A 24,926-nucleotide genomic window follows, 5' to 3' on the forward strand; every position below is an offset into this window, starting at 1 on the left:
TTCATGGCTTGCGCTTTTACGCCGATGTTTCATCCGAGTCTACCACGGCCAGCGGCGATCCGGCGCGCATGGTTACCGGAATGTCATTTCCAGTTTCGCCCAAATGGCGTAAAACGGAAAAAAAAGACGAACAATCCCGTGAGGGGGCAGTATGAATAAATATTTGCGGTTGGCGATCCTCATGTTGGTCGCCTCCTGCGGCGGAAGTCGCGATGCAACCGCGCCCCGCAACCTTGATAACGCCTGCGCGCTGATAGCCGAGCGCCCGCGCTATCTTGCCGCCATGCGCGCGACGGAACGGAAATGGGGCGTGCCGGTCGCGGTGCAGATGGCCACGATCCATCAGGAATCGAAATTCGTCGGCGATGCGCGCACCCCGCACCAATACGCGCTGGGGGTGATTCCGATCGGGCGCCAAAGCTCGGCCTTCGGCTACTCGCAGGCGCTGGATCAGACCTGGGAAGAATACCAGAAGGAAACCGGAAACCGCCGCGCCCGCCGCGACGACATTCGCGACGCGACCGACTTCATGGGGTGGTACATGCAGGGCACCTACGCGCGGCTGGGCGTGTCGAAATCCGACGCCGCCTCGCAATATTTGGCCTATCACGAGGGGCGGACCGGGTTCGCGAACGGGTCGCATTACGGCAAGCCGTGGCTTTTGGACGTGGCGAACCGGGTCGGCGCGCGCGCGGCGCTTTATCAGTCACAGCTTGCGACCTGCCGCTGACCCGAAAAGGGCCGCCGATCGCGTGGCGGCCCGTCCGGGGCGAATCGTTTCGCGCTAGAAATTACTGGGGATGGCGAAGGCCGAGGGCTTGATCGTCACGCCGGTCTGCATGTCACCCAGAACGACGGTGGTCTTTTTGCCGGCGTTATCGGTGATCACCCATTGCCGCAGCGTAGTCGGGTTGGCACTGAACACCATCTGGATATTGCCATACTGGGGGTTCGCCGGGTCCTGCGCGGTCACCACGGTGGTGTTCTTCCGCTCGGTATAGCCGGTCACCATCTTGGCGCGGCCAAGGTTGACGTTCTCGGCCAGGATGATCGACAGCGGCGTCTGCGACAGCGGGTATTGCTGCGGACCCTGATCGGATTTCGCGTCAAAGACCGCCACCTGACCGGCCGACGCCAGCACCAGCGACTTGTCCTTTCCAGCGTATTCAAAACGCACCCGGTTCGGGCGGTGGATGTACAGCTTGCCCTTCTGGACCGAGCCGTTGCTGTTCACCTGGGTGAAATCGGCGGCGGCGGTCTTGATGCTGTTCAGATAGCGCGAGATCTCGTTCAGCGGAATTTTCTCGGCCATCGCGGGCAGCGACATGCCAAGGGACAGGACAAGGGCGGCGGCGGGCGCGGCGAGGCGGCGAAGCGTTTTCATGGCGTCGATCATATCGGCTTTCCAATAGGTTGCACATCACGATCAAAGGATGTTTCACGGCTTGAACGCCCACGGTGGCGTGAGCGTTCCGACACGAATCCGGCAACTTGTCCGTGAGCCGCCACGTACGCGGGGTGATACGCGAAAAAAGCGGCGGTCAGGCGCGCCGGGCCATGCTCACGCTCAGAAGTTCAAGCACGCGGGCCTCGATCTGGGGCGCGTTCATGGCGGCGGCGGCGTACATCGCCTGCGGCGCGGCGTGGTCGATGAACGTATCGGGCAGCACCATCTGGCGGAAGCGGAAGCCACGATCGAAAACCCCGCGCTCGGCCAGAAACTGCGCGACATGGCTGCCAAAGCCGCCGATCGCGCCCTCTTCGACCGTGATGATGGCCTCATGTTCGGCCACAAGGCGCAGGATCAGGTCATGGTCCAGCGGTTTGGCGAAGCGCGCGTCGGCGACGGTCGGGGCAAGGCCGCGGGCGGCCAGCGATTCGCGGGCGGCCATGACCTCGGACAGGCGGGTGCCGAAGGACAGGATGGCGACGCGCGCGCCTTCGGCGATGATGCGGCCCCGGCCGATCTCGATCGGTTGGCCGCGTTCGGGCAGATCGACGCCGGTCCCCTCGCCACGCGGATAGCGGAAGGCGATGGGGCCTTCTTCATGGGCGGCGGCGGTGGCGACCATATGGACCAGATCGGCCTCATCCGCCGCCGCCATCACCACGAATCCGGGCAGGTTCGACAGAAACGCGGTGTCATAGGATCCGGCGTGGGTGGCGCCGTCGGCCCCGACCAGCCCGGCCCGGTCGATGGCGAAGCGCACCGGCAGGCGCTGGATCGCGACGTCATGGACGATCTGGTCGTAACCGCGTTGCAGAAAGGTCGAATAGATCGCGCAGAACGGCCGCATTCCGCCCGCCGCAAGCCCGGCCGAGAAGGTGACGGCGTGCTGCTCGGCTATGCCGACATCGAAACAGCGGCGCGGAAACCGCTCGGCGAACAGGTTCAGGCCGGTGCCGTCGGGCATCGCCGCAGTCACCGCGACGATCCGGTCGTCGCGGCTGGCCTGATCAATCAGGCTTTTGGCGAATACGCTGGTATAGCTGGGGGCGTTCGACGGCGCCTTGGCCTGCGCGCCGGTCAGAACGTCGAATTTCGCCGTCGCATGGCCTTTGTCGGCGGCGCGTTCGGCCGGCGCGTAGCCCTTGCCCTTCTGGGTCACGACATGCAGCAGAACCGGGCCGGTGGCGCGGGCCTTGACGGTCCGCAGCAACGGCAAAAGCTGGTCCAGATCGTGGCCGTCGACAGGGCCGATATAGGAAAACCCGAGCTGCTCGAACAACGTGCCGCCGACGGCCATGCCTTTCAGCAGGTCGCGGGCCCGCTTGGCGCCCTGCTGGAACGGCTCGGGCAGCAGGCCGACCGCGCCCTTGGCGGCGGCCTTGAGGTCCTGAAAGGGTCCGCCCGCGTAAAGCCGGGTGAGATAGGTCGAAAGCGCGCCGACCGGCGGTGCGATGGACATTTCGTTGTCGTTCAGGATGACGAACAGCCGCTTGCCCAGATGGCCGGCGTTGTTCAGCGCCTCGAACGCCATGCCGGCCGACATGGCGCCATCGCCGATCACCGCCACGGCATCGCCCGGATCACCGCCCAGCTCACGTGCCATCGCGAAGCCAAGGGCGGCGCTGATCGAGGTGCTGGAATGTCCTGCGCCGAACGGATCGAACGGGCTTTCCGAGCGCTTGGTGAAACCCGAAAGCCCCCCCTCGGCCCGCAAGGTGCGGATGCGGTCGCGTCGCCCGGTCAGGATCTTGTGCGGATAGCACTGATGACCGACATCCCAGATGATCTTGTCGCGGGGCGCATCGAACACGGCATGCAGCGCCACGGTCAGTTCGACCACACCCAGACCGGCCCCCAGATGGCCACCGGTCTGCGACACGGCCGAGATCGTCTCGGCCCGCAACTCATCGGCAAGCTGACGCAACTGCCGGTCGGTCAACGCCTTCAGATCGGTGGGCAGGTTGATCAGATCCAGTACCGGCGTCAGCGGCCGGTCGGCGGAAGAATTGGTCATGTCGCGCCCCCTGGCACGTCTGGGCCTTATTTATCGCGCTGGATAACGAAACGCGCCAATTCCCGCAAGGATTCCGCTGAATCGCCATAGGGGGCAAGCGCGTTTTCCGCCTGCGCCACCAAAGCCGCGGCGCGTTCCCGCGCACCGTCCAGACCAAGCAGCGAGACGAAGGTGGCCTTGTTCGCGGCCGCGTCCTTGCCGACGCGCTTGCCGGTTTCGGCCTCGGTCCCGGTCACGTCAAGAATGTCGTCGGCGATCTGAAAGGCCAGCCCCAGCGCCTGCGCATAGTGCCGCAGCGGTGCCGGATCGGAACCCGCCATCAACGGGCCGGCCTCGGCCGCAAAACCGATCAGCGCGCCGGTCTTGGCCCGTTGCAGGGCGGTGATCTGATCCAGCGTCAAGGGCGCCACGGCGGTTTCGGCGGCGATGTCCTGTTCCTGCCCCCAGACCATTCCCCGCGCACCGGCGGCGCGCGCCAGTGCCGCGACCAGCGCGACCCGCGTTTCCGCCCCGCCGATGGCCGGATCGGTCAGCAGCTCGAAGGCCAGGGTTTGCAGCGCGTCGCCGGCCAGAATCGCGGTCGCCTCGTCCCATTGGACATGACAGGTCGGCAGGCCACGGCGCAGCTCGTCATCGTCCATCGCCGGCAGGTCGTCATGGACCAGACTATAGGCGTGCAGCGCCTCGACCGCCGCCGCGACCGGCAACGCGGCCTCGGCCGGCACTTCGTGCAGGCGGGCCGATTCCATGACCAGAAAGGCCCTGACCCGCTTGCCGCCAAGGACCGCGTAAGCCATCGCGTCCCGCAACCGCCCTTCGGGCATCAGCGAGATCGCCAGATCAAGCCTGCCCTGCACCTCGGCGCGCACCTGCTCCATGCGCTTTGAGACCATCAAAGACCCTCGGCCGGGGTGGTGCCACCGGGTTCGCCATTGGCGTTCAGGGTTATTTTGCTGACCCGTTCCTCGGCGTCGCGCAGGCGCTTGTCGCAATGCTCGCGCAATTTGGCGCCGCGTTCGTAAAGCGCGATGGATTCGTCAAGGCTGACCTCGCCGCGTTCCAGACGGGAGACGACGCTTTCCAGCTCTTTCATCGCATCCTCGAAGGACAGGTTTTCGATGTCGGTCACGCGCGATACTCCATCAGGGCTTCCACATGCGCCCGGGCAGAGCGGCCGAGCGCGCCGAGATCATAACCACCTTCCAGACTGGACACCACCCGTGCGCCCGACGCGGCCGCGGTTTCGCAGATGGCCCGGGTGATCGCCGCGAAATCCGCCGACCGCCAGTTCAGATTGGCCAGCGGATCGTCCGCATGGGCGTCGAAACCGGCCGAGATCAGGATCAGTTCCGGGTCCTGCGCGGCGACCCGCCGCAGGATATCGTCCCAGGCCGCGCGGGCCGCTTCACCGCCCGTGCCGGGGCGCAGCGGGCGGTTGACGATCTGGCCGTGGGCGCCGGTTTCCGACGCGGCGCCGCTGCCCGGAAACAGCGGCATCTGATGGGTCGAGGCGAAAAGCGCGCGCGGTTCATTCCACAAAAGGTCCTGCGTGCCGTTGCCGTGATGGACGTCGAAATCCAGCACGGCGACCCGTGACAGACCGTGGTGGTCAAGCGCGCGTCGGGCCGCGATCGCCACCGTGCCGAACAGGCAAAACCCCATCGCCATCTGGGTTTCGGCATGATGGCCGGGCGGGCGCATGACCACAAAGGCGGTATCGTCCTGCCCGTCCAGAACCGCATCGACCGCGGCACATGCGCCGCCGACCGCACGCATGGCGGCCTCAAGACTGCCGGGCGAAAGCGTGGTGTCGCCGTCGAGCGCGGTCCACCCTTCTGCGGGAACCGCGGCGGCGATCCGGTCAAGATAGGTTTGCGGATGACAGCGCAGAACCTCGGACGCCGCCGCCAAGGGGGCGCTGCGCCGGTCCAGATCCAGATCGGCCAGCGCATCCAGAACCGCGCGTCGGCGCGGCACCTGCTCGGGGTGTCCGGGCGGGTTCACATGGCCGTCGGCGGCGTCATGGGTATAAAGAAGGGTCATTGTTCCGGTCCTGCACCTGCCGCACGCATCAGCACGGCCAGATCGGGGGCGACGTGATCGGCGGCCGACAGGCGCGCCGCGTCGGGCTTGTTCTGGCTGAACTTCCACGTGCCCTGAACATCCTCGATCACCAGCCGGAAGGGCAGGATCATCCGCATCATCCGCGCCAGCGCCTCGGGCGTCATCTTGGCGGCGGACCATGGCTTTTTCGGCAAAAGGCGCTGCTCGAACGTGGCCGACAGCCGGTCCAGATGGTCGCGCAGCGTCTCGACCGGCAGGGCCTCGATCCGCCCGCGCAGATGAACCGCGAGATAGTTCCACGTCGGCACCTGATCCGCGATCCGGTACCAATCGGGCGAGATATAGCCGTCCGGCCCGGTGACCGCCAGCAGCGCTGGCGCCGGCGCCACCCGGCAGATCGGGTTGGAGCGGACCATGTGAAACTCGACGCTATCGCCCGGCCCTTTCACGAACGGCACGTGACTGGCCAGCGGCCATGGATCCCCCGCGCAAGTCAACGTGCCAAAGCCCCGATCCAGCGCGAATTGCATATTCTGACGGGCGGTTTCCTTGCGGAAGATCGGATTGGGATGCATGTCGCGGCCTTCAGCGGGAACAGGGTGGTCAGTCGGTTTCCAGATCCAGATTATCCGCCTTGGTCAGGACAGCCTCGATCCGGTCGGCATAATCGCCAAGCATGTCCACGGCCGCGCCATAACCCTGCCAGATCACCCGCGTTCCCGAAGGCAGCGCACGCAGTGCCTCGGCCAGCGTCAGCAACGTCAGATGCGCACCATCGGTCAGACCAAAGGCGTTGACCAGCTCTTCATGCGCCGCCTGCCGGTTCACCATACGAGAGCCGTGCAGGACGATCACGCTCATGCCGCGAGCCTTTGTCCGTCGTGCCGCAGGACGGTGACGTCGATCAGCGAGCCTTCAGGCATGTCGCGGTCAAAGGTGACTTCGGCGAACTGCTCGGTCCGGCCCAGACGCGGGCCTTCGGTCAGGATCGAATGCCTGCGGCCCAGCTGCGCATCAAGATGCCGGTTCAGCGCGGCATCCCCCGCCTCGCGCAGCCGGGCGGCGCGATCGCGGATGACCTCGCCGCGCACCTGCGGCATGCGGGCGGCGGGCGTTCCCTTGCGTGCCGAATAGGGGAAAACATGCAGAAACGTCAGATCGCAATCGGTGACCAGTTTCAGCGAGTTGTCGAACATGGCCTCGGTCTCGGTCGGGAAGCCGGCGATGATGTCGGCGCCAAAGACCATGCCCGGGCGCAGCTTGCGGGCGTCCTCGCAGAAGCGGATGGCTTCATCGCGCAGATGGCGGCGTTTCATGCGCTTGAGGATCATGTCGTCCCCCGCCTGCAAGGACAGGTGCAGATGCGGCATCAGACGCGGTTCGGTGGCGATGGCCAGCATCAGGTTCTCATCCGCCTCGATGCTGTCGATGCTGCTGATCCGCAGGCGCGGCAGGTCCGGCACCAGCCGCAGGATCCGCATCACCAGATCTCCCAACCGCGGCTGCCCGGGCAGATCCGCACCCCATGAGGTCAGGTCGACGCCGGTCAGCACTACCTCGTTAAAGCCGCGATCGCGCAGGCGCTTGATCTGATCGACAACCACGCCGGCCGGAACCGACCGCGAGTTGCCGCGGCCATAGGGGATGATGCAGAAGGTACAGCGGTGGTCGCAACCGTTCTGAACCTGCACATAGGCGCGATGCCGGCCGAAGCCGTCGATCAGATGCCCCGCCGTTTCGCGCACCGACATGATGTCGTCGACGCGGATCTTTTCCGTCTCGCCCACCCAATCCGGTGCGCGAAGCTGGGTCCACGTCTCGGGCTGCATCTTTTCGTGGTTGCCGATGACGCGGGTGACTTCGGGCATGGCGGCGAAGGTTTCGGGCTCGGTCTGCGCGGCGCAGCCTGTGACGATGACCGGCGCGCCGGGGTTCTCGCGCGAAAGTCTGCGGATTTCCTGACGGGCCTTGCGCACCGCCTCGGCCGTCACCGCGCAGGTGTTGACGATCACCGCGCCGGAAAGCCCCGCCGATTCCGCCATTTCCCGCATCGCCTCGGTCTCATAGGCGTTCAGGCGGCAGCCGAGGGTCGAGAATACCGGCGCGCTCATCCCCGCCACACCCCGTCAAAAACATAGGCCGTGGGGCCGGTCATCCAGACCCCATCCTCGCGCCAGTCGATATGAAGCGTGCCGCCGGGGACGTGAACGGTGACCTTGCGCCCGGTCAGGCCGCGCCGCGCCGCCGCCACGGCCGCCGCGCAGGAACACGACCCCGAGGCGAGCGTCGGACCGGTTCCCCGTTCCCATATCCGCAGGCGAATGGTTTCGGGGTCGAGCACCTGAACAATCTCGACATTGGTGCGCTGGGGATAGAGCGGATGATGCTCCATCCGCGGGCCGAACGTGGCCAGATCGACGGCCTCGGCGTCGCCAACGAAAAAGGTCGCGTGCGGGTTGCCCATGCCGGTCGCGACCGGATCGCCGTCGATCGGCAGGTGGAGCGTATCGACATCCTGCGCCAGCGGGATCAGGCGCCAGTCGGTCACGGGCTGGCCCATGTTGACGCGGGTCAGGCCGCCGCCCGCGTCTTCGGCCAGCAGAAGCCCGTGATCTGTCCGCAGCCGCAGCTTGGCCGCACCGGTCTGGTCCATCACCAGCCGCGCGATGCAGCGCGTGGCATTGCCGCAGGCCGCCGAAACACTGCCGTCGGCGTTCCAGAACCGCAGCCGCACATCGGCATCGCCATCATCGGCCGAAATGGTCGCAAGCTGATCAAATCCCACGCCAAAATGCCGGTCGGCAATGGCGCGCACCTGCTCGGCCGAAGGGGGCTGGCCCCCGCCGCGCAGGTCGATGACGACAAAATCATTGCCAAGCCCGTGCATTTTCATGAAGGGCAGGCCGGGGTTCGGCGTGTTTTCCATGCCGCCGATATACCCCCCGACCGACGATTCCGCCAGTACCGCCATTTTCCCACTTGACCCTGCCCGCCACCCCCCCTAGAGAAACGCCCTGTCGTGGGCCCATAGCTCAGTTGGTAGAGCAACTGACTTTTAATCAGTGGGTCACAGGTTCGAATCCTGTTGGGCTCACCATTGAATTCAATGTCGTGCGACATGGGTAAGTAACTCAAACGACAGACGAATCTATCTCAACCGCCGATTTGGCGGATTTTGGGGTGGTTTTCGTGCGCACGGGAAAGCCCCGCCGAACGGATCGACGGGGCTTGTTTTTGAGCGATTCCGTGGATCAGATGGCGATGACCGGGGCCGCTTTTCCGCGTAGATAAATCTTGCTGCAGCGCTCGGGCAGAAGGATTGGCCAGACTTCTGCCCTGTCCAGCCGGGCGGCGACGTGCTTTGCCTGCGTTCCAAGCTGCCAGGCCATGAGGCCGAGCGGTAAATGCAGGTCGAGGAAACGATCCAGATCCTCTGCTGCGATCAAGGACAACGGCTGGCGCGTCCGCGGATGGGGGAACTGTCGGCTGGCGATCATACTGCTTTTCAGCAGCAGGCTGACGGTTGAGCAATTGATATGCAACTGCCTCCGCAGATCGTCTCGCGTCAGGCCGATCAGCGGCGGCGATTCGAAAGCGTCCAGCACCTCGTCCAGATCCGGATGCAGCGCTGGCAGGCCGCTGATAGCGCGTAGTCGCCAGACATTCTCCAGTCTGCCAGAGATCACAGCCCGGAGAAGAGCAGCATTGGGCAGTGCCGCTTTATGGGCAATGTTGCGCAGCGGCCATGCTCCTGCGGGAGAGGTCTCGACCATCGCGGCGTTGGCGAAGACCGCCGTCAGAAAGCTGTCGATGTCCTCGGGCAGGAACAGCTTGTCCATCTGCGGCAAGACCAGAGCATGATTCAGAAGCCCTGCCGCGACAAGCTTGTCGATGCCGGATGGATGCAAGTTCAGACGATGCGCCGCTTGCTTCCGATCAAGCCCCCGAGAAAGGATCGACAGCTCAGTATCATAGGCGGCGGGTGCCACCCGTCGCAGATCATCACCGCTGATGCCAAGGGCGCGCTGGAACCGCGCGACGCGCCCGGAGCTGAGGCCATATTTGCGCCCGATCTCTGCCCATGTGAACCATCTCCGCCGGGTGCAGGTGCGCCCCAGAATCTCCTGGCCAAGGGCCACGGGATAGCTGTCCAGCATGAAGTCCCGGAAATGGTCGAGAACCTGCCGATATCGCTCCGGTTGGGCCATGCGCTGCAGCAGCCACCGGGTATAGAATCCGAAGTCGGCATAGAACCCGCCCTTCGAACTCGGCGAGCGACGCCGGACGGATTCATAAACATCCCGCAGCGCATCGAGCCCCTTTACACTGATCGCAAAGCCCACAGCGCCAGCCTCAATCATTCGCCTGCGATCCAGTGCTTTGGGATGCGAATTGGGGCCCGCTATGACCAGGGTGCCGACATTCTCGCAAAGCCGTGCGGCCACATCCAGGGGCAAGCCGTCCAACCAGGAGGCGCCGTTGCGGGGATCATGACCATGCAGCCGCTCAGACAGATAGCGTGCAAAACGCGTTGCTTCCCTGCCGACATCGAGGGCAGCTACTGCGTTGATCAGAGCCCAATGATCAGCGATCCTGCCCGCAAAATCATGTGGACAGCGTGGATAATCCGGCGGCGCCAATACGTCCAGCATCACGCCATGCGCCGGACAGACGTGCAGAGGATGGAGTTGCCACAAGGCCCGTCCCCATGTCCTGCCATGGACATCGCGGTCGTTTGAGACGCAAAGGGGACAGTATTTCAGCGCTGAGCGATTCAGAAAGGACAGCGGTAGGTCACGGCCACGGAAGCGGAAGAAGCCGTCACTAACCGGTGCGAAGCTGTCTGCCGCAAGCGCCTCGGCGTCTACGCCCGTCAGTTCGGCCAAGTCCTGAACCGTACCAGGATCGAGTTGAAGGATTTGCCGCCAGGACAGATCCATGTCCTGAACAAAATCCTGTACGTGCCGCAACCCGTTCCTCTGCGCGATGTACGACACGAAAGACGGTAGAGTCTCCATCGGCAGGAGCGGCAATGTCAGCCCCAGCCTCATCTCGGCCTCCTGGGGATTTCAGGACCGGGCTCTGGCTCCAGCAGCTTGCGTACGTTGATGGCCAGATAGTTCTCGGCGATGAACGGGTTGAGCCCATCCGAACTGCCGGAACGCCGTGCGAAGCAAGTCGCGAAAGATTTCGCCGACAAGGTACTCTCCTCGGCAAGAAGCACCTCACCGATGGCCTCGCAGATCATTTGGGCGAGGATATGCATATAAAAAAGGCCTGATCGCATCCGAACGTAACCGGCCCGACCTCCGGCGAGCGAGGGCTGACTCCCCGACCCAAATGGTGCGCCGATACCGCTTGCTACGCGCGGGGGACAACCCGTGTTTATGCCTGAGTTCCGCCCAACGATAGCAGTGCCGCTCGGTCACCACCTGCCCCAAGACCTTTTGCCTGGGCTTGATCGGATAGTTTTCTATCATGAACATCCTGAAATGATCTACGATCGGGCGATATCGCTCGGTATCGGACCGCCGCTGCAACCAGCGATGTAGAACCCAAAATCAACAGAAAACCCGCCTTTTGCACTAGGGTCTGTTGAGTTTCATCTTGAGTTGATGAGGGCTGCGGCAGCGTAGATCATCGCCTTGAAGGCGATGTCGGACTTTTCGGCCCGTAGCGCGATCCGCTTGAACTCCTTGAGTTTTCCGAAGAAGTTCTCGATCAGGTGTCGCCTTTTGTAGAGCTCGGGATCGATCGGCAACGGCGCCTTGCGCTGCGCGCGCTGGGAAATGCAGATCGCCGCACCGCGTTCGTTCATCTCGGCGATGATCCGGTTGCTGTCAAAGGCCTTGTCAGCGAGGATCGCATCGAAGACGATGCCGTCGATCAACGGCGCGACACCGACCGTGTCGAAGCGGTGCCCCGGCAACAGAACGAAGCGCACGAGGTGACCCAAGGCATCCGTCAGGGCGAGGATCTTGGTCGTCCAGCCGCCCTTCGACTTGCCGATGGCCTGACTTCGAGTCCCCCTTTTGAGCCCTGTCCGGGCACGGAACAATTCCAACAATTCAGCCGTATATCTGCCTTCACGAGGTTCGCGCCCACACTAACTAATTGATATCTCGTCGGTAAACTTCATTAATATCATATTATGATATATATATACCATATATTGACAACAAAGGAACTGTTCCCTACCCGTAAAGATGGGAGGAATGACGATGCACCGATTGTTGCGATCTGATTCGTGCGTATTGAGAACCTCGGCTGCGAACGCCGCGACAGCACAGCAGATCCAACCCGATCATGTGCAGGCCATCCAATCCAGTTTCGGTGATTCCCAAAGGATGCGGATACGTGGCTTATTGGGTCGCAATGCCAACACCCAGGGAGATCAACCCATGTCGCCCTCTACCTCAACGAACTCATCGACCAGCCGCGGCGAGGGCAGCCAAAGCATCGGTCGTGCCATTAACCTGCTGTCGATCGTCGCCGAGCGTGGCGAGGCGGGAACCCGGCTCTCCGATGTCGCCGAACAAAGCGGTCTTCATCTCGCCACCACGCGACGCATCCTGCAGGCGCTGGTGGCAGACGGCTTTTTGGCCTTCAACACGCAGACCAAACTGTATTCAGTCGGCCCCGCCATCTTCTCATTCGCGGTCAAAGGCAGTCCTTGGTTCGCGCGCCGGGAAATATTCATGCCGGTGCTGGATCGGATTGCCGAGCAAACCCGTGACACTGTGCTTTTCTCGGTGCGCAGCGGATCAGAAGCGGTCTGCCTTGCGCGTCGAGAGGGCGAGTTTCCGATCCGCGTTTTGTCATTGGAGGCCGGCTCGCGGCGCCCGCTTGGCGCCGGGTCGGGCAGCCTCGCCATCCTCGCCTTCCTGCCTTCGGACGAGCGCCAGGCGCTGATCAGACAAAACGCGTCCCTGTATGACGCATTCAAGCTCTCTGCGGCTGATGTCGCGCAAATGGTGACGGATACCCGCCGGACCGGATTTTCCTTCAACCCGGCCCGTATCATCGACGGTGTCTACGGGGTGGCGGTTCCGATTCTGGTGAATGGAGAGGCTGTAGCATCTATCAGCGTCACCGCGATCGCGTCCCGGATGTCGGTCGAGCGTCGTCTTGAGATCGCACAGGTTATCTGCCGCGAACTGCTTTCCATAACTGGCATTCAGATTCCCGGGAATCTGGTGCCCATCAATCCTCATGACAGTCCGGATATATGATGTACCCAATCGATTATTTCTGGCGCTCGGCAGAGCGGTTTCCTGACAATATCGCCGTCATCAGCAGCGATGGCGCGCTGACCTACCGGGAGCTGGCCCGGCAGGTCCTAGAGGAAGCGGCGCGGCTGACGGCGCTTGATGCCGGCGAAGATGCCGCCGTCTGCATCGGTGCGGCGAACAGCGTCGATCACCTGATCCAGATCCTCGCTGTGCTTGCCGCTGGACAGATCTGGGTGCCGCTCAATCCTCGCAATGGCGATCCAGAACTGCGCCGGATCGTTGAGTTCGTCGATCCTGTGGCGATCTTTCTTGACGATGCTATGGCCGCCCGCCTGTCGGAGGTGTCGCCGCAACCGCGTGCGCTTGGATCAAAAAGCGGCGAAACGGCGCCGCCGGACCGGGTGAAGCTGGGTCCGGCTTCGCCAGTCGGGGTGCCGCTCGACCGCACACAGGCGATCAAGTTCACCGGAGGAACGACCGGCACGCCAAAGGGGGTAATGCAGCCGCTACGGGCGTGGAACACCAATATCATCACCCAATTGGCCGAGCTGAAACTGACCGCGCGGGACCGCTATCTGGTCGCAGCGCCCCTGACCCATGGCACGTCGACCTATATGCTGCCCTTCCTCGCTGCAGGGGGGACGCTGGTCTTTCCGGCGGAATCGAAGCCGGCGGATCTGCTCGACACTGCCGAGCGTCACGCCGTCACGGTGCTTTTCGCTCCGCCGACCCTGATTTTCGCATTGATGGACGAGCAGCAGAGACAGCCCCGCGACCTTCACGCACTGCGCTATCTGGTCTATGGCGGCGCACCGATGCGGCCGGAGAAGATCCGCAAGGCGCAATCGTTGTTCGGCGACGTGCTCTGCACCTCCTACGGGCAGACCGAAGCGCCACAGATCGTGACCTTCCTGCCCCCCGAGATGATGACCGGCGAAATGATGGGCTCGGTCGGACGGGCCACGGCTATGACCCAGATGGCAATCCTCTCCCCGGATGGCCGTCGCCTGCCGGTCGGTGAGGAGGGCGAAATCGCTGTCCGGGGCGATCTGGTGATGACCGGCTATTTCAACGCGCCCGAGGAAACCGCCAAGGTGATGACAGACGGCTGGCTGCGCACCGGCGATGCCGGAGTGATGGATGAACAGGGCTATCTGTTCATGCGGGACAGGTTGCGCGACGTGATCATCACCGGCGGCTTCAATGTCTATCCGAGCGATGTCGAGGTGGTGATTTCGCGCCATCCTCTGGTCTCGGACTGCTCGGTCGTCGGCATTCCGGACGCGAAATGGGGCGAGGCGGTTCATGCCGCGATCGAACTGCGCGACGCCGGCACGTTGGACACCGATGCGCTGATCGCTTCGATCAAAAGCGAGCTTGGCTCGGTAAAGGCACCGAAGGAAATCCACATCTTCGACGCCCTGCCGAGAAGCGCGGTCGGCAAGACCGTCAAGTCGGCGGTGCGTTCTGAAATTCTTCGCCGACAGGGAGTCTCGGCATGAGCCCGAAAACCGTGCCGCAGACTGCATTGTGCAGCTACACCACCGATGCCGTCTATTACCGCGATCAGAATCTGGTCGGCGATCTGCTGGGCAACGCGTCTTTCGTGGATGTGTTCATCCGCCAGATCCTTGGGCGCCAATTGGGCGCGGGCCAGATGGCCATCGTCGAAGCGGTGCTGATCATGCTGATGGAACACGGCATGACACCAAGCGCCATTGCCGCGCGGATGGTCTATGCGAGCTCGCCGGAAAACATCCAGTCGGGCGTCGCCGCCGGTCTGCTTGCCGTCGGCAGCCAGTTCGTCGGCACGATGGAGCAGGCCGCAGAGCTGCTGGCCCGGATCTCGTCCGCACCCGACCCAGCAGCGGAAGCGACCGAAATTGCGCAGGACCATCGACGGCGGAAGGATCACGTTCCGGGCTTCGGCCATCACCTGCATAGGCCCGATGATCCCCGCGCCATCGCCCTGCTGGCCATGGCGAAGGAAAAGGGCGTCGCAGGCGATTACTGTCGCGCGCTCAATCTGCTGGCCGCAGAGGTCGACCGCGCAGCGAACCGCCACATCACCATCAACGCGACCGGCGCTATCGCCGCCGTGCTGGGGGACATCGGTATCCCGGTCAGACTGATGCGCGGCTTCGCAGTCCTATCGCGGGCGGCGGGGCTGATCTCGCATCTCGCGGAAGAACAGCAGGATCCCGCGGGTCGATTCATCTGGTCGCTGGTCGACGAGGCGATGCTGCCCGCGCGGCCCGGCAACAATTCAAATTAAGCACTCAGGAGGCCCCTCATGCGCAACATGACCAAAACCGAAATGACAGATGTCGTCCTCGACCGTTATTCCGGCATACCGGATCCGCGCATGAACGAGATTCTGCAGTCGCTGATCAAACACGCCCATGCTTTTGTGCGTGAGGTGCGCCTGACCGAAGCCGAATGGATGAAGGGTATCGAATTCCTGACCGCCACCGGCCAGATCAGCGACGACAAGCGTCAGGAAATGATCCTGCTCTCGGACAATCTGGGTATTTCTTCACTGGTCAATATGGTCAGCGCCGGCGTCCCCGAGGAAGCGACCGAAACCACTGTGCTGTGCCCGTTCTATGTCCCGAACACGCCGAAGCGTGAATGGGGTGAGTCGATCCTGCCGCGCGAAAGCGACGAGGTGCCGCTGGTCATTCATGGCAACGTCGGCGATCAGGACGGCAATCCCATCCCCAACGCTTCCGAGGAGATCGAGCAGCCGTTCGATCGCCGCGTCCCTCTTAGCAAGCAGGTCGCTCGTCTGCACTTTTGGGACGGAGCCGCCTCCGCACCAACATGAGGCCTACCTTGGACAAGGTGGCCTAGCCACGAAACATACCAATTAGGTATTATGTTTCTCGCTTTTATCATTTGATGGTATTGCGCCCGATCTGTCATAAATGATCCATAACGATGGCGAGGAGGCTGTCGATCGGCATAGGCGGCATCCCCGCCTTTCGTCGCAAGCGGAGGAAAAACATGGATAACCGGCATTTCGGCCGCCAATGGTCGTCTTTCGTGACCGCGACCGCGCGGTGTTCGTTGATTGGGGTTACCGGTTGCGCAGCCGGTCAAACGCAGCCGCTTCGGCAGCAGGACCCCGACCTGTCCGATCTGGGCCAGAAACCGGACAGCACCTTAATTCTGATGCAGGCGGTCTGAGATGTTCCTTGCGGTCATCGCCGCCGACCGGCCCGGATTGCAGGCGCTGCGTGCCGAGACAAAACAGCGGCATATGCGCCATCTCGACGGCGGCGCGCCGGGGGTCAGGGTGCTGCAGTCGGGCCCACTTCTGTCCCCCGATGGGTCCGAACGGGGATCGCTGATCGTGCTGAAGGCGGACAGCGTGGCCGGGGCGCAAAGCTTCGTCGATGCCGACCCCTACAATCAGGCCGGGCTGTTCGAAACCGTCGAGATCCATCCGTGGCTCTGGCGTCGCGGCAATCCGTATCTCGAAGAAGAAGCGGTCAGCGCGGCGGCGGCGACCTGACGCCGCCCCGGATCGCCACACGGTCATTTTGGAGGAGATGATGACAGTTACCGAAGCAACCCGTTATACGCCCGACTGGCTGGCGCAGATCGACCCCGTGCTGCTGGAGCAGGAGCTTAGCCGCGATCCCTATCCGATCTATGCCCGGCTGCGCGAGGACACGCCCATCGCCTGGGTGCCCTCGATGAAGATGTGGCTGGTCACGCGCTGGAACGAGGTCCGGCAGGTGGCGATGGACAGCCAGCATTTCCACGGCGCTTCCGATCCGGCCCACATGCGCCTGTTCGGTCAGGGCAACGTGCTGTCCTCGGAGGGCGAGCTGCATACCGAACTGCGCTCCTTCATCGACCCGCATCTGCGCAAGAACCGGGTGCCGGCCTATGTCGACGATCTGGTCCGCCCGATCGCCCGCAAGGTGCTGGCCGGGATCAAGGACAAGGGCCGCGGCGATATCGTCACCGAATATCTGGAACCGGTCAGCGTGCGCGCGGTCGGCGATTTCCTGGGGCTGAAGGACGTGCCCTCGGATCAGTTGCGCCGCTGGTTCTATGGCCTTGGCGCGGCGCTGGTGAACAAGGGGATGGACGAGCACGGCAACTTCCTTGTGCCCGAGCCGCAGCAGCATGCCGATGTCATCAAGGCCGAGATCCGCGGCATCGTCGATCCGATCCTGGAACGCGTGCGCAGCCAGCCCGACAATACCGGGCTGTCGCATTGGGTCCATGACGCAACGCTGGACGGCAAGCCGCGCTCGAACGAGTTCATCTATCCGACGCTGTTCGTGACACTTCTGGGCGGCATGCAGGAACCGGGTCACGGCGCGGCCAGCACGCTTCTGGGCCTGTTCTCGCGCCCCGAACAGCTTGACGCGGTGCGGGGTGATTACAGCCTGATCGACGTCGCCAATCACGAGGGCTTCCGCTGGATTTCACCGATCGGCATCTATACCCGCCGCGTCGTCGGCGAGGTCGAGGTCGCCGGAGTCAAACTGACCGAGGGCGAGATCATCGCCGGATCCATGGCTTCGGCCAATCGCGACCCGGCCCAGTTCCCCGATGGCGACGACTATGACCTGCGGCGCCCGACCAAGGCGCATATGGCCTTCAACACCGGTGCCCATGCCTGTGCCGGGCGCTATTTCGGCAGCGCCATTCAGCGCATCGCGCTGGAGGAGATGTTCGACACTCTGCCGGACCTCGCCCGCGATCCCGAAGGCAGCCCGAAGGTCCATGGCTGGTTCTTCCGGGCGACGGTGAACCTGCCGGTGGTCTGGCGGGTCTGAGGCGCCGCGCCGCGACAACGGGGGATGCGAAGCGGGCTTCGCCTCTCTCTCTTTCAGAACGGAGACACGGAACATGCGCGATTTCACCTATATCGGTCTGCCCGCGCGGGTGGTTTTCGGGTCCGGCACCATTGCGCGCCTGCCCGATGAGGTTGGCCGCCTTGGCATCCGGCGCGCGATGGTCCTGACCACCCCGCATCAGGAGGCCGAGGGCCGCGAGATCGCTGCGATGCTGGGCGAAAGCGCTGCGCATCTTTTTACCGGCGCCACGATGCACACCCCGGTTTCGGTGACCGAGGCAGCGTTGAAGCTCGTGCGGGATCAGCGGATCGACGGCTTCGTCGCCATCGGCGGCGGCTCGACCACCGGGCTCGCGAAGGCTCTGGCTTTGCGGACCGATCTGCCGCAGCTGATCGTGCCCACCACCTATGCGGGCTCCGAGATGACGCCGGTGGTGGGCGAGACCGCCGATGGCGAGAAGGTCACCAGATCCGACCCGGCCATCCTGCCCGAGACGGTGATCTATGACGTCGATCTGACGCTCGGCCTGCCGCCGGCGATCACCGGCACCAGCGGCGTCAACGCCATGGCCCATGCAGTCGAGGCGCTTTATGCGCAGAACCGCAATCCGATCACCGACCTGATGGCCATCGAGGCGCTGGGGACGCTTTATCATGCGCTGCCCGTGGTCGTCGCGGCGCCCGGGGACAAGGATGCCCGCGCCGATGCGCTTTACGGCGCCTGGCTTTGCGGTATCTGCCTCGGTGCGGTCGGCATGGCGCTGCATCACAAGCTGTGCCACGCGCTGGGCGGCATGTTCGACCTGCCGCATTCGGAACTGCATACCGTCATCCTGCCCCACGCGCTGGCCTATAACGCCCCGGCCATCCCCGAGGTCATGGCGCGGCTGCGCGACACCTTCGGCAGCGACGATCCGGCAAGGGCGCTTTACGATCTGGCCGGGCGCATCGGCGCCAAACGCGCGCTCGCGGAACTGGGCATGCCCGAATCCGGCATCGACGCGGCGACCGACCGGGCACTGGCCAATCCCTATTGGAACCCGCGTCCGCTGGAACGCGCGGCGCTGCGGCAGTTGATCGCCGACGCCTATGCCGGCAATCCGCCGAGCCCGGGCTGAGCAGGCGCAAACCATTTCCGCCGTTTGGGGAGAGACGGCGGGGACCGGAAAGCACCGCAAAAGAGGAGGAGAAAGCGCATGTATATCGAGGACAAACACACCGGCGGTCAGACCGCAGCGCAAACCGCGCAGATGAAGGGAGGAATGATGAAGATCACCTATGTTGCCGCCGATGGCGGCCCGACCGAGGTCGACGCCCGCAATGGCGACAGCGTCATGCAGGCGGCTCTGACCCATGATGTCGACGGCATCGTCGGCGAATGCGGCGGCTCGATGATGTGCGCCACCTGCCATTGCTATGTCGACGAGGCCTGGATCGACCGGGTCGGGCACCGCAGCGAGGATGAAAGCGAACTTCTGGAATGCGCGGCCTCGGAAGTGCGCCCCAACAGCCGCCTGTCCTGCCAGATCAAGATGTCGGCGGAGCTGGACGGGCTGATCGTCCATCTGCCCGAAGCGCAGATCTGACCATGCAGCGCGTGGTCATCATCGGCAGCGGTCAGGGCGGCTACCAGATGGCGGCCAGCCTGCGGCAGGACGGATTTGCCGGGTCTGTCACCCTGATCGGCGAAGAACCCGGTCTGCCTTATCAGCGGCCACCGCTGTCCAAGGCCTATATGGCCGATGGCGATGCCAGCCGGGTTCTGCTGAAGCCCGAAAGCTTTTATGAACGCGCGTCGATTTCCGTCGTCGCGGATCGGGTGACCACGATCGACCGCCGCGCGCAGGCGGTCCTGACCGAGGGCGGTGAACGTCATCCCTATGACCATCTGGTGATCGCGACCGGATCGCGGCCGCTGCGTCCCGCGATTGCTGGGCTCGAGGTCGAAGGCGTCCTGCAGCTGCGCACGCTGGCCGATGCCGCCCGGTTGCGCGACAGCCTGTCCGGCTGCCGCCATGCCGTGGTCATCGGCGGCGGTTTCATCGGGCTGGAATTCGCCGCCGTCGCCCGTGGTATGGGCGTGGGTGTCACGCTGGTCGAGGCCGGCCCGCGCCTGATGGCCCGCGCGCTGTCGCCCGAGATGTCGGCGCATTTCCTTGCCGCGCATCGCGACATGGGGACCGAGGTGCTGCTGGACGCGATGGTGGTCAGCGTCGATCAGGTGGACGGGCGCGCGCTTGGCGTCACATTGCGCGATGGCCGGATGATCGCGGGCGACCTGATCCTGCTGGCCGCCGGGGTCTGCCCGAATGCCGAACTGGCCGCCGATGCGGGGCTTCCGGTCGCCAACGGCGTCGTCGTGGACGCCGATCTGCTGACGGCGGATCCGGCGATCTCGGCCCTCGGCGACTGCGCGAACTTTCCCGCCGCCGATGGCACCCCGATCCGGCTGGAATCGGTTCAGGCCGCCGTCGATCACGCGCGCCATATCTCGCGCCGCCTGACCTCGGACGCGCGTGCGCCCTATGACGCGGTGCCGTGGTTCTGGAGCGATCAGGGCGATCTGAAGCTGCAGATCGCCGGCATCGGCGCCAACGCCGATGAGCGTATCGTCATTGATCAGGACGGCGTTCCGATGGTCCTGTGCTTCCGCGACGGCAGGCTGGAGGCGGTCGAAACCATCAACGCCCCCGGCCAGCACATCGCCGCGCGCAAACTGATCGGGGTGCCATTGGAACTGCTGAAAGAGACCGGCTTCGACCTGAAGGCCGCAGCTAAAAGCGCCGCGGGGAAAAGCCCATGACAGAAGGATCGAACCGCGTCCGGTGACGGGCGCCATACCGCAATCGCAGAATTGCACGACCCATTCGGATTATCAGATCCATCCCGCCGCACAGCGGCACGGCGTCGGCCCAGGCCAACGCCACAGGCCGGTTGTTGCGCGCGCCTTCCGGAAAGCCGAGGGGAGACCATTTCACCTCTCGCCCATCAGAGGGAAAGACAGTGGAAACGATAACGAATTTCTCGACCCGGCTGATCCATCGCTACCTGCCGAGCGCCTTCATTCTCGCGCTCTTGCTGACGGCGATCGTCTTTGTGCTTGGGATCTTCGTCGCCGGTCAGTCGCCGGTTCAGATGGTCGATTACTGGGGGACCGGTTTTCCCGATCTGTTCAAATTCGCCATGGAGGTCTCGCTGGTCCTGCTGACCGGCTATGTGCTGGCGATGGCACCCCTGGTGCAGCGGATGTTGTCATGGCTTGCCGGACATGCCAGCACGCCGAAACAGGCCCTTGCCATCACCATCATCACCAGCTTTGTCTGCTATTACCTGAACTGGGGCTTCGGCATGGTGGTCGGCGCAATTATCGCGCGCGAGATCGGACGCCGCGTCGCCGTTCATTTCCCACTGATCGTCGCCGCCGCATATGGGGGCGAGTTGGTGCGCGGACCGTCCTCGTCGATCCCGCTGATCATCGCGACGCCCGGCCATTTCATGGAAGAGAGCATCGGCATCGTCCCGATGAGCCAGACACTCTACGCGCCGTGGAACCTCTTGCTGACCGGGATGCTGCTGCTGGCACTTCTGGTCTTTTTCCTGATCCAGCGCCAGCCCGAGCCAATCGAGCGGCTGGAGGATGCGGGCACGGGCCCCGAACCTCACCGCGCCACCCCGGCCGACGCGCCCGTCGACCGGATCGAGCTGAGCCGCTGGCCGACCCTGCTTCTTGGCCTGTTCATCCTGACCTATCTCGGCCAGCAGTTCATCAGGAACGGATTTTCGGTCAATATCAACATAGTGATTTTGTCCTTTATGGCTTTGGGCCTGTTACTCCATCACGACGCGGCCTCCTATACAGAGGCGGTCAAGAAGGCGATCGGCGCGACCCATGGCATCGTCGTCCAGTTTCCGCTTTATGCCGGAATTGCCGGGATGATGACGGGCTCCGGCCTCGTGACACTGCTCTCAAACGCGATCATATCGGTCGCAACACCGCAAAGCTTTCCGCTTCTGACATTTCTGTCGGCGGGACTCGTCAATCTGTTCATCCCTTCGGGTGGCGGCCAATGGGCGATTCAGGGGCCGGTGATGATGAAGGCGGCCTATGCCTTGGGCGCTGATCCAGCCCAGACCATCATGGCGTTCACGTGGGGAGATGGCTGGACGAACCAGATCCAGCCTTTCTGGGCGTTACCGCTGCTTGGCGTCGCCGGGCTCACCGCCCGTGACATCATGGGCTATTTGCTGGTCTGGCTTGCGATTTCAGGCGTCCTGATCGCGGGCACTTTCGTGCTGCTTTCGATGATGGGGTGAAGAGCCGGATCAGTCAGCGACAAATACCGGCGCTGACCGACGCCGGCACGCGAATAAATCATGCAACAGGAGGATAGCATGCAGAACGACCCGAAACGGGATTTCAGAAGGAATCGGCCGCCTGCCGCCACGTGGCGCAGCGTAGCCACGCGCGCAACGATGGGCGCCGCGATTGCCGGGGTGATGGTCACCTCGCCGGTCGTGGCGCAACAGACGCTGGCGTCCGACAGGCCGAATATCGTACTGATGGTGGTCGACGACCTTGGCTATTCCGATCTCGGCGCCTTCGGGGGCGAGATCGCGACCCCCAACCTTGACGCGCTGATCGCCGATGGCGTGCAACTGACCAATTTCTATGCCGCACCCGCCTGTTCGCCGACGCGTTCCATGCTGATGTCGGGAACCGACAACCATATCGCGGGCCTCGGCAACATGGCCGAGCTGCTGGTCGACGAACAGCGCGGACGGCCGGGATATGAGGGCTTTCTGAACGACCGCGTGGTAGCGTTTCCGCAATATCTGCTCGACGCCGGCTATAACACCTATATGGCCGGCAAGTGGCATCTGGGCGCCAAGCCCGAACTGCTGCCGGCCAGCCGCGGGTTCGAGAAATCGCTGGCGATGATGGCCGGCGCGGCCAGCCACTTCAATCAGGGCGGTGCCGGGGTCAAGAACCCGAAGGCGTCCTATTTCGACGGCATGGAACCCTTCACCCTGCCCGAACAGTTCTATTCGACGGATTTCTATACCGATAAGATCATCGAATACATGAAGTCCGAACCCGCCGATCAGCCTTTCATGGCCTATGTCGCCTATACCGCGCCGCATTGGCCCCTGCAGGCGCCGCGCGAGTCGATCGACAAGTATCGCGGCAAATACGATGCCGGTTACGAGGTCATCCGCGACGCCCGGATCGCGCGGATGAAGGAACTGGGGCTGCTGGCCACGGACGCCGAAGCGGCGGTCCCCAATGCCAAATGGCCGAAATGGGCGGATCTGACCCCCGAACAGCAGGCGCGCGAGGCGCGGCTGATGGAAACCTATGCCGGCATGATCGACCGGCTCGACTATAACGTCGGTCGCATCGTCGCTTACCTGAAGGAAAGCGGCAAATACGACAACACGATCTTCGTGTTCATGTCCGACAACGGCGCCGAGGGCAACGATCCCGAACAGACCGTGGCCGAGAACCGGGCATGGCTGGCCGAGAATTTCGACAATTCGACCGACAATATCGGCAACGCCAACTCTTACGTCGGCTATGGCCCGGTCTGGGGTCAGGTCAGTTCGGCCCCGTTCCGCATGTTCAAGGGGTTCACCTATGAAGGTGGCATCCATGTCCCGGCCTTCGTCACCGCGCCCGGACGGCTGAAGCCCGGCAAGAATGCCGGCCTGATGAGCGTCATGGATATCGCGCCCACGCTTCTGGATTATGCGCAGGTGCCCCAGCCGGGGACCGAGTATAAGGGCAAGCAGATCGAGCCGATCAAGGGCGTCTCGCAGGTTGCGGCGCTGTCGGGGCAGGCCGCGGCGCGCGGCGCCGAGGATACCGTTGGCTGGGAGCTGTTTGGCCGCACCGCCGTCCGTGACGGGGACTGGAAACTGGTCTGGAGCAACAAGCCCTTCGGCACCGGCAACTGGGAATTGTTCGACCTGTCCACCGACCCGGCCGAGGCCAAGGATCTGGCCGCGTCAAACCCCGACAAGTTGGCCGAAATGATGAAGGACTGGGACGCGTACCAGCAGGCGAACGGCGTCGTCTGGAATGAAGGTCTGGTCGACCAGATGTATTATTCCAACAACGACACCCATTTCGACCCGGCGCAATAGACGCCTTAACCCGCCGCAGGAATGCCCCGCGCTGCGGGGCATTTCGCCTATGAAACTGATGGCCATGGCATGGATGTTCCGCCATCGTCCAACACCATCGGAAACACCTGATGCAGCGAGGAAATGACGTGACGCGCGACAAAGGGGAAAACCTGTCTCGGATCGCCCCTCTTCATCGGGGCGGCCGCAGCCCGGTCGAAGACCGCAGATGAGCACCGCGCCGACCGATCCCGCAGCCAAACCCTGCTGCGGCGCCACCCGGGGCGCCATGCCGGAACCCGGCCGCGATGCGCTGTTTCTCGACCGCGTCCGCGCCGTTCCGCCCGCGCCTGAGACGATCCGGTCCGAGTTGCGGGCGCGCCTCAAACCCATCCCCGGCGGCATCTTCGACATGGGCGCCCGGAAATCCACCTTCGCCGCCGATCTCGACAGCCCGCGCCTGCGGGTCAAGCTGCGGCCGTTCCTGATGTCGCCCGTCAGCGTCACCAACGCCGATTACCGCCGCTTTGTCGAGGCGACCGGCTACCGCACCGTCGCCGAGCATGAGGGCTGGAGCTATGTGTTCCACCTGCTCCTCACCGATGCCGCACTCTGGCCGGTCTCGCCGCCCGGCCTGCCGTGGTGGCGCCGGGTCGACGGGGCCTGCTGGCATCTGCCCGAGGGGCCGGGGTCCGGCATCGCCGGCCGGCTGGATCATCCGGTCGTCCATGTCTGCTGGTATGACGCGCTGGCCTATTGCGCTTGGGCCGGGCTGAGCCTGCCCACCGAAGCGCAATGGGAATGCGCCGCGCGCGGCGGTCTTGCCCGGCGCAAGTTCCCCTGGGGCGACGAGATGATGCCCGGCGGCGCCCATGCCATGAACACCTTTCAGGGCACATTTCCGGACCAGAACAGCGCCGAGGACGGCTGGCCCGGCACCGCCCCGGTCGATGCCTTCCGCCCGAACGGCTACGGCATGTTCAACATGACCGGCAATGTCTGGGAATGGGTCGCGGATTATTTCGGCCCCCGCCCCGCCCAAACCCGCCTGCCGCTGACGGGTCCGACCGGCCCGGCGCAAGGCCACGCCCGGGTGCAGCGCGGCGGATCATACCTCTGCCATGTCAGCTATTGCGACCGCTATCACGTCCATTCCCGCACCAAGAACGACCCCGATAGTTCGACCGGCCATATCGGCTTTCGCGTCGCGGGGAGGTGATGTTG

General features: G+C 63.9%; 26 protein-coding genes and 1 tRNA gene. 15 read left to right on the forward strand and 12 right to left on the reverse strand.

The features are described from left to right. Positions 1-151 precede the first annotated feature (151 nt). A complete protein-coding gene (locus ACFSCT_RS02840) occupies positions 152-730 on the forward strand; it encodes a transglycosylase SLT domain-containing protein (RefSeq protein ID WP_379139990.1) in 579 nt (192 codons plus the stop codon). Positions 731-784: 54 nt separating this feature from the next. On the opposite strand, the gene ACFSCT_RS02845 is transcribed toward ACFSCT_RS02840, so the two are convergent. From ACFSCT_RS02845 to dapF, 9 genes are all read right to left on the reverse strand, one after another. After that, the gene (locus ACFSCT_RS02845) at positions 785-1,384 is read right to left on the reverse strand and encodes a LolA family protein (RefSeq protein ID WP_379139991.1); all 600 of its coding nucleotides are present in this window, start codon (positions 1,382-1,384) and stop codon (positions 785-787) included. Between the two features lie 157 nt (positions 1,385-1,541). After that, positions 1,542-3,464 (reverse strand): 1-deoxy-D-xylulose-5-phosphate synthase, encoded by a 1,923-nt coding sequence (gene dxs, locus ACFSCT_RS02850; protein WP_379139993.1) that lies wholly within the window; start codon positions 3,462-3,464, stop codon positions 1,542-1,544. A gap of 26 nt (positions 3,465-3,490) precedes the next feature. Then, complete coding sequence (locus ACFSCT_RS02855; RefSeq protein ID WP_379139995.1) at positions 3,491-4,357, reverse strand: polyprenyl synthetase family protein; 867 nt, start codon at positions 4,355-4,357, stop codon at positions 3,491-3,493. Further along, positions 4,357-4,593 carry an exodeoxyribonuclease VII small subunit gene (locus ACFSCT_RS02860; RefSeq protein ID WP_379139997.1) on the reverse strand — a complete coding sequence of 79 codons (237 nt, stop codon included), beginning with the start codon at positions 4,591-4,593 and terminating at the stop codon, positions 4,357-4,359. Before ACFSCT_RS02860 ends, ACFSCT_RS02855 begins: the two co-directional genes overlap by 1 nt. Then, positions 4,590-5,507, reverse strand: coding sequence for a histone deacetylase family protein (locus tag ACFSCT_RS02865; protein WP_379139998.1), 918 nt, complete (start codon positions 5,505-5,507; stop codon positions 4,590-4,592). The genes ACFSCT_RS02860 and ACFSCT_RS02865 overlap by 4 nt, the downstream gene beginning before the upstream one ends. Next, complete coding sequence (locus ACFSCT_RS02870) at positions 5,504-6,103, reverse strand: FMN-binding negative transcriptional regulator (RefSeq protein WP_379140000.1); 600 nt, start codon at positions 6,101-6,103, stop codon at positions 5,504-5,506. The genes ACFSCT_RS02865 and ACFSCT_RS02870 overlap by 4 nt, the downstream gene beginning before the upstream one ends. 28 nt (positions 6,104-6,131) lie before the next feature. After that, positions 6,132-6,389, reverse strand: a complete 258-nt coding sequence (locus tag ACFSCT_RS02875) for a hypothetical protein (RefSeq protein ID WP_379140002.1) — start codon at positions 6,387-6,389, stop codon at positions 6,132-6,134. Further along, positions 6,386-7,639, reverse strand: coding sequence for a tRNA (N(6)-L-threonylcarbamoyladenosine(37)-C(2))-methylthiotransferase MtaB (gene mtaB / locus ACFSCT_RS02880; RefSeq protein WP_379140004.1), 1,254 nt, complete (start codon positions 7,637-7,639; stop codon positions 6,386-6,388). The genes ACFSCT_RS02875 and mtaB overlap by 4 nt, the downstream gene beginning before the upstream one ends. Then, entirely contained in the window at positions 7,636-8,454 is an 819-nt protein-coding gene (gene dapF / locus ACFSCT_RS02885) for a diaminopimelate epimerase (RefSeq protein ID WP_379140055.1), read from the reverse strand. The genes mtaB and dapF overlap by 4 nt, the downstream gene beginning before the upstream one ends. Before the next feature lie 95 nt (positions 8,455-8,549). Between dapF and ACFSCT_RS02890 the strand changes: the two genes are divergently transcribed. After that, positions 8,550-8,625: transfer RNA gene (locus ACFSCT_RS02890), tRNA-Lys, on the forward strand. A gap of 154 nt (positions 8,626-8,779) precedes the next feature. Here the strand turns inward: ACFSCT_RS02890 and ACFSCT_RS02895 are convergent. From ACFSCT_RS02895 to ACFSCT_RS02905, 3 genes are all read right to left on the reverse strand, one after another. Beyond that, entirely contained in the window at positions 8,780-10,579 is a 1,800-nt protein-coding gene (locus ACFSCT_RS02895; RefSeq protein ID WP_379140006.1) for a TniQ family protein, read from the reverse strand. Continuing rightward, entirely contained in the window at positions 10,576-10,794 is a 219-nt protein-coding gene (locus ACFSCT_RS02900) for a hypothetical protein (protein WP_379140008.1), read from the reverse strand. The genes ACFSCT_RS02895 and ACFSCT_RS02900 overlap by 4 nt, the downstream gene beginning before the upstream one ends. A 336-nt stretch (positions 10,795-11,130) precedes the next feature. Beyond that, positions 11,131-11,592, reverse strand: coding sequence for an IS5 family transposase (locus ACFSCT_RS02905; protein ID WP_379140009.1), 462 nt, complete (start codon positions 11,590-11,592; stop codon positions 11,131-11,133). 151 nt (positions 11,593-11,743) lie between these two features. Here ACFSCT_RS02905 and ACFSCT_RS02910 point away from each other — a divergent pair, with 151 nt between their 5' ends. The 13 genes from ACFSCT_RS02910 to ACFSCT_RS02970 all read left to right on the forward strand — a co-directional run bounded on the left by ACFSCT_RS02910 (position 11,744) and on the right by ACFSCT_RS02970 (position 24,921). Beyond that, positions 11,744-12,760, forward strand: a complete 1,017-nt coding sequence (locus ACFSCT_RS02910; protein WP_379140011.1) for an IclR family transcriptional regulator — start codon at positions 11,744-11,746, stop codon at positions 12,758-12,760. After that, positions 12,760-14,262: a class I adenylate-forming enzyme family protein gene (locus ACFSCT_RS02915; RefSeq protein WP_379140013.1), complete on the forward strand. Its 1,503-nt coding sequence runs from the start codon at positions 12,760-12,762 to the stop codon at positions 14,260-14,262. The genes ACFSCT_RS02910 and ACFSCT_RS02915 overlap by 1 nt, the downstream gene beginning before the upstream one ends. Beyond that, positions 14,259-15,035, forward strand: coding sequence for a citryl-CoA lyase (locus tag ACFSCT_RS02920; RefSeq protein ID WP_379140014.1), 777 nt, complete (start codon positions 14,259-14,261; stop codon positions 15,033-15,035). Before ACFSCT_RS02915 ends, ACFSCT_RS02920 begins: the two co-directional genes overlap by 4 nt. An 18-nt stretch (positions 15,036-15,053) precedes the next feature. Next, positions 15,054-15,587: a dioxygenase gene (locus ACFSCT_RS02925; protein WP_379140016.1), complete on the forward strand. Its 534-nt coding sequence runs from the start codon at positions 15,054-15,056 to the stop codon at positions 15,585-15,587. A 113-nt stretch (positions 15,588-15,700) separates the two neighbouring features. Next, positions 15,701-15,949 (forward strand): hypothetical protein, encoded by a 249-nt coding sequence (locus tag ACFSCT_RS02930; protein ID WP_379140017.1) that lies wholly within the window; start codon positions 15,701-15,703, stop codon positions 15,947-15,949. Position 15,950: 1 nt separating this feature from the next. Beyond that, positions 15,951-16,277, forward strand: a complete 327-nt coding sequence (locus ACFSCT_RS02935) for a YciI family protein (protein ID WP_379140018.1) — start codon at positions 15,951-15,953, stop codon at positions 16,275-16,277. 40 nt (positions 16,278-16,317) lie between these two features. After that, the gene (locus tag ACFSCT_RS02940; protein WP_379140020.1) at positions 16,318-17,559 is read left to right on the forward strand and encodes a cytochrome P450; all 1,242 of its coding nucleotides are present in this window, start codon (positions 16,318-16,320) and stop codon (positions 17,557-17,559) included. Between the two features lie 73 nt (positions 17,560-17,632). Continuing rightward, positions 17,633-18,697 carry a maleylacetate reductase gene (locus tag ACFSCT_RS02945; protein WP_379140022.1) on the forward strand — a complete coding sequence of 355 codons (1,065 nt, stop codon included), beginning with the start codon at positions 17,633-17,635 and terminating at the stop codon, positions 18,695-18,697. Between the two features lie 78 nt (positions 18,698-18,775). Then, entirely contained in the window at positions 18,776-19,165 is a 390-nt protein-coding gene (locus ACFSCT_RS02950) for a 2Fe-2S iron-sulfur cluster-binding protein (protein WP_465263168.1), read from the forward strand. A 2-nt stretch (positions 19,166-19,167) separates the two neighbouring features. Further along, the gene (locus tag ACFSCT_RS02955) at positions 19,168-20,382 is read left to right on the forward strand and encodes an NAD(P)/FAD-dependent oxidoreductase (protein ID WP_379140024.1); all 1,215 of its coding nucleotides are present in this window, start codon (positions 19,168-19,170) and stop codon (positions 20,380-20,382) included. A 200-nt stretch (positions 20,383-20,582) separates the two neighbouring features. Beyond that, on the forward strand, positions 20,583-21,893 hold the full coding sequence (locus ACFSCT_RS02960) for a short-chain fatty acid transporter (RefSeq protein ID WP_379140025.1): 1,311 nt from the start codon (positions 20,583-20,585) through the stop codon (positions 21,891-21,893). Positions 21,894-21,971: 78 nt separating this feature from the next. Next, complete coding sequence (locus ACFSCT_RS02965) at positions 21,972-23,723, forward strand: arylsulfatase (RefSeq protein ID WP_379140027.1); 1,752 nt, start codon at positions 21,972-21,974, stop codon at positions 23,721-23,723. Between the two features lie 208 nt (positions 23,724-23,931). Next, positions 23,932-24,921 (forward strand): formylglycine-generating enzyme family protein, encoded by a 990-nt coding sequence (locus tag ACFSCT_RS02970; RefSeq protein ID WP_379140029.1) that lies wholly within the window; start codon positions 23,932-23,934, stop codon positions 24,919-24,921. The last annotated feature ends 5 nt before the right edge of the window (positions 24,922-24,926 follow it).

The organism is Paracoccus pacificus (assembly GCF_042680785.1).
Lineage (GTDB): Bacteria > Pseudomonadota > Alphaproteobacteria > Rhodobacterales > Rhodobacteraceae > Paracoccus > Paracoccus pacificus.

Coding starts and splice junctions, on each gene's coding strand:
- ACFSCT_RS02925 (WP_379140016.1), top strand. CDS start 15,054: ATGCGCAACATGACCAAAACCGAAATGACAGATGTCGTCCTCGACCGT.
- ACFSCT_RS02920 (WP_379140014.1), top strand. CDS start 14,259: ATGAGCCCGAAAACCGTGCCGCAGACTGCATTGTGCAGCTACACCACC.
- ACFSCT_RS02945 (WP_379140022.1), top strand. CDS start 17,633: ATGCGCGATTTCACCTATATCGGTCTGCCCGCGCGGGTGGTTTTCGGG.
- ACFSCT_RS02955 (WP_379140024.1), top strand. CDS start 19,168: ATGCAGCGCGTGGTCATCATCGGCAGCGGTCAGGGCGGCTACCAGATG.
- ACFSCT_RS02930 (WP_379140017.1), top strand. CDS start 15,701: ATGGCGAGGAGGCTGTCGATCGGCATAGGCGGCATCCCCGCCTTTCGT.
- ACFSCT_RS02965 (WP_379140027.1), top strand. CDS start 21,972: ATGCAGAACGACCCGAAACGGGATTTCAGAAGGAATCGGCCGCCTGCC.
- dxs (WP_379139993.1), bottom strand. CDS start 3,464: ATGACCAATTCTTCCGCCGACCGGCCGCTGACGCCGGTACTGGATCTG.
- ACFSCT_RS02875 (WP_379140002.1), bottom strand. CDS start 6,389: ATGAGCGTGATCGTCCTGCACGGCTCTCGTATGGTGAACCGGCAGGCG.
- ACFSCT_RS02910 (WP_379140011.1), top strand. CDS start 11,744: ATGACGATGCACCGATTGTTGCGATCTGATTCGTGCGTATTGAGAACC.
- ACFSCT_RS02895 (WP_379140006.1), bottom strand. CDS start 10,579: ATGAGGCTGGGGCTGACATTGCCGCTCCTGCCGATGGAGACTCTACCG.
- ACFSCT_RS02900 (WP_379140008.1), bottom strand. CDS start 10,794: ATGCATATCCTCGCCCAAATGATCTGCGAGGCCATCGGTGAGGTGCTT.
- ACFSCT_RS02845 (WP_379139991.1), bottom strand. CDS start 1,384: ATGAAAACGCTTCGCCGCCTCGCCGCGCCCGCCGCCGCCCTTGTCCTG.
- ACFSCT_RS02855 (WP_379139995.1), bottom strand. CDS start 4,357: ATGGTCTCAAAGCGCATGGAGCAGGTGCGCGCCGAGGTGCAGGGCAGG.
- ACFSCT_RS02870 (WP_379140000.1), bottom strand. CDS start 6,103: ATGCATCCCAATCCGATCTTCCGCAAGGAAACCGCCCGTCAGAATATG.
- mtaB (WP_379140004.1), bottom strand. CDS start 7,639: ATGAGCGCGCCGGTATTCTCGACCCTCGGCTGCCGCCTGAACGCCTAT.
- dapF (WP_379140055.1), bottom strand. CDS start 8,454: ATGGAAAACACGCCGAACCCCGGCCTGCCCTTCATGAAAATGCACGGG.
- ACFSCT_RS02970 (WP_379140029.1), top strand. CDS start 23,932: ATGAGCACCGCGCCGACCGATCCCGCAGCCAAACCCTGCTGCGGCGCC.
- ACFSCT_RS02915 (WP_379140013.1), top strand. CDS start 12,760: ATGTACCCAATCGATTATTTCTGGCGCTCGGCAGAGCGGTTTCCTGAC.
- ACFSCT_RS02950 (WP_465263168.1), top strand. CDS start 18,776: ATGTATATCGAGGACAAACACACCGGCGGTCAGACCGCAGCGCAAACC.
- ACFSCT_RS02935 (WP_379140018.1), top strand. CDS start 15,951: ATGTTCCTTGCGGTCATCGCCGCCGACCGGCCCGGATTGCAGGCGCTG.
- ACFSCT_RS02940 (WP_379140020.1), top strand. CDS start 16,318: ATGACAGTTACCGAAGCAACCCGTTATACGCCCGACTGGCTGGCGCAG.
- ACFSCT_RS02865 (WP_379139998.1), bottom strand. CDS start 5,507: ATGACCCTTCTTTATACCCATGACGCCGCCGACGGCCATGTGAACCCG.
- ACFSCT_RS02840 (WP_379139990.1), top strand. CDS start 152: ATGAATAAATATTTGCGGTTGGCGATCCTCATGTTGGTCGCCTCCTGC.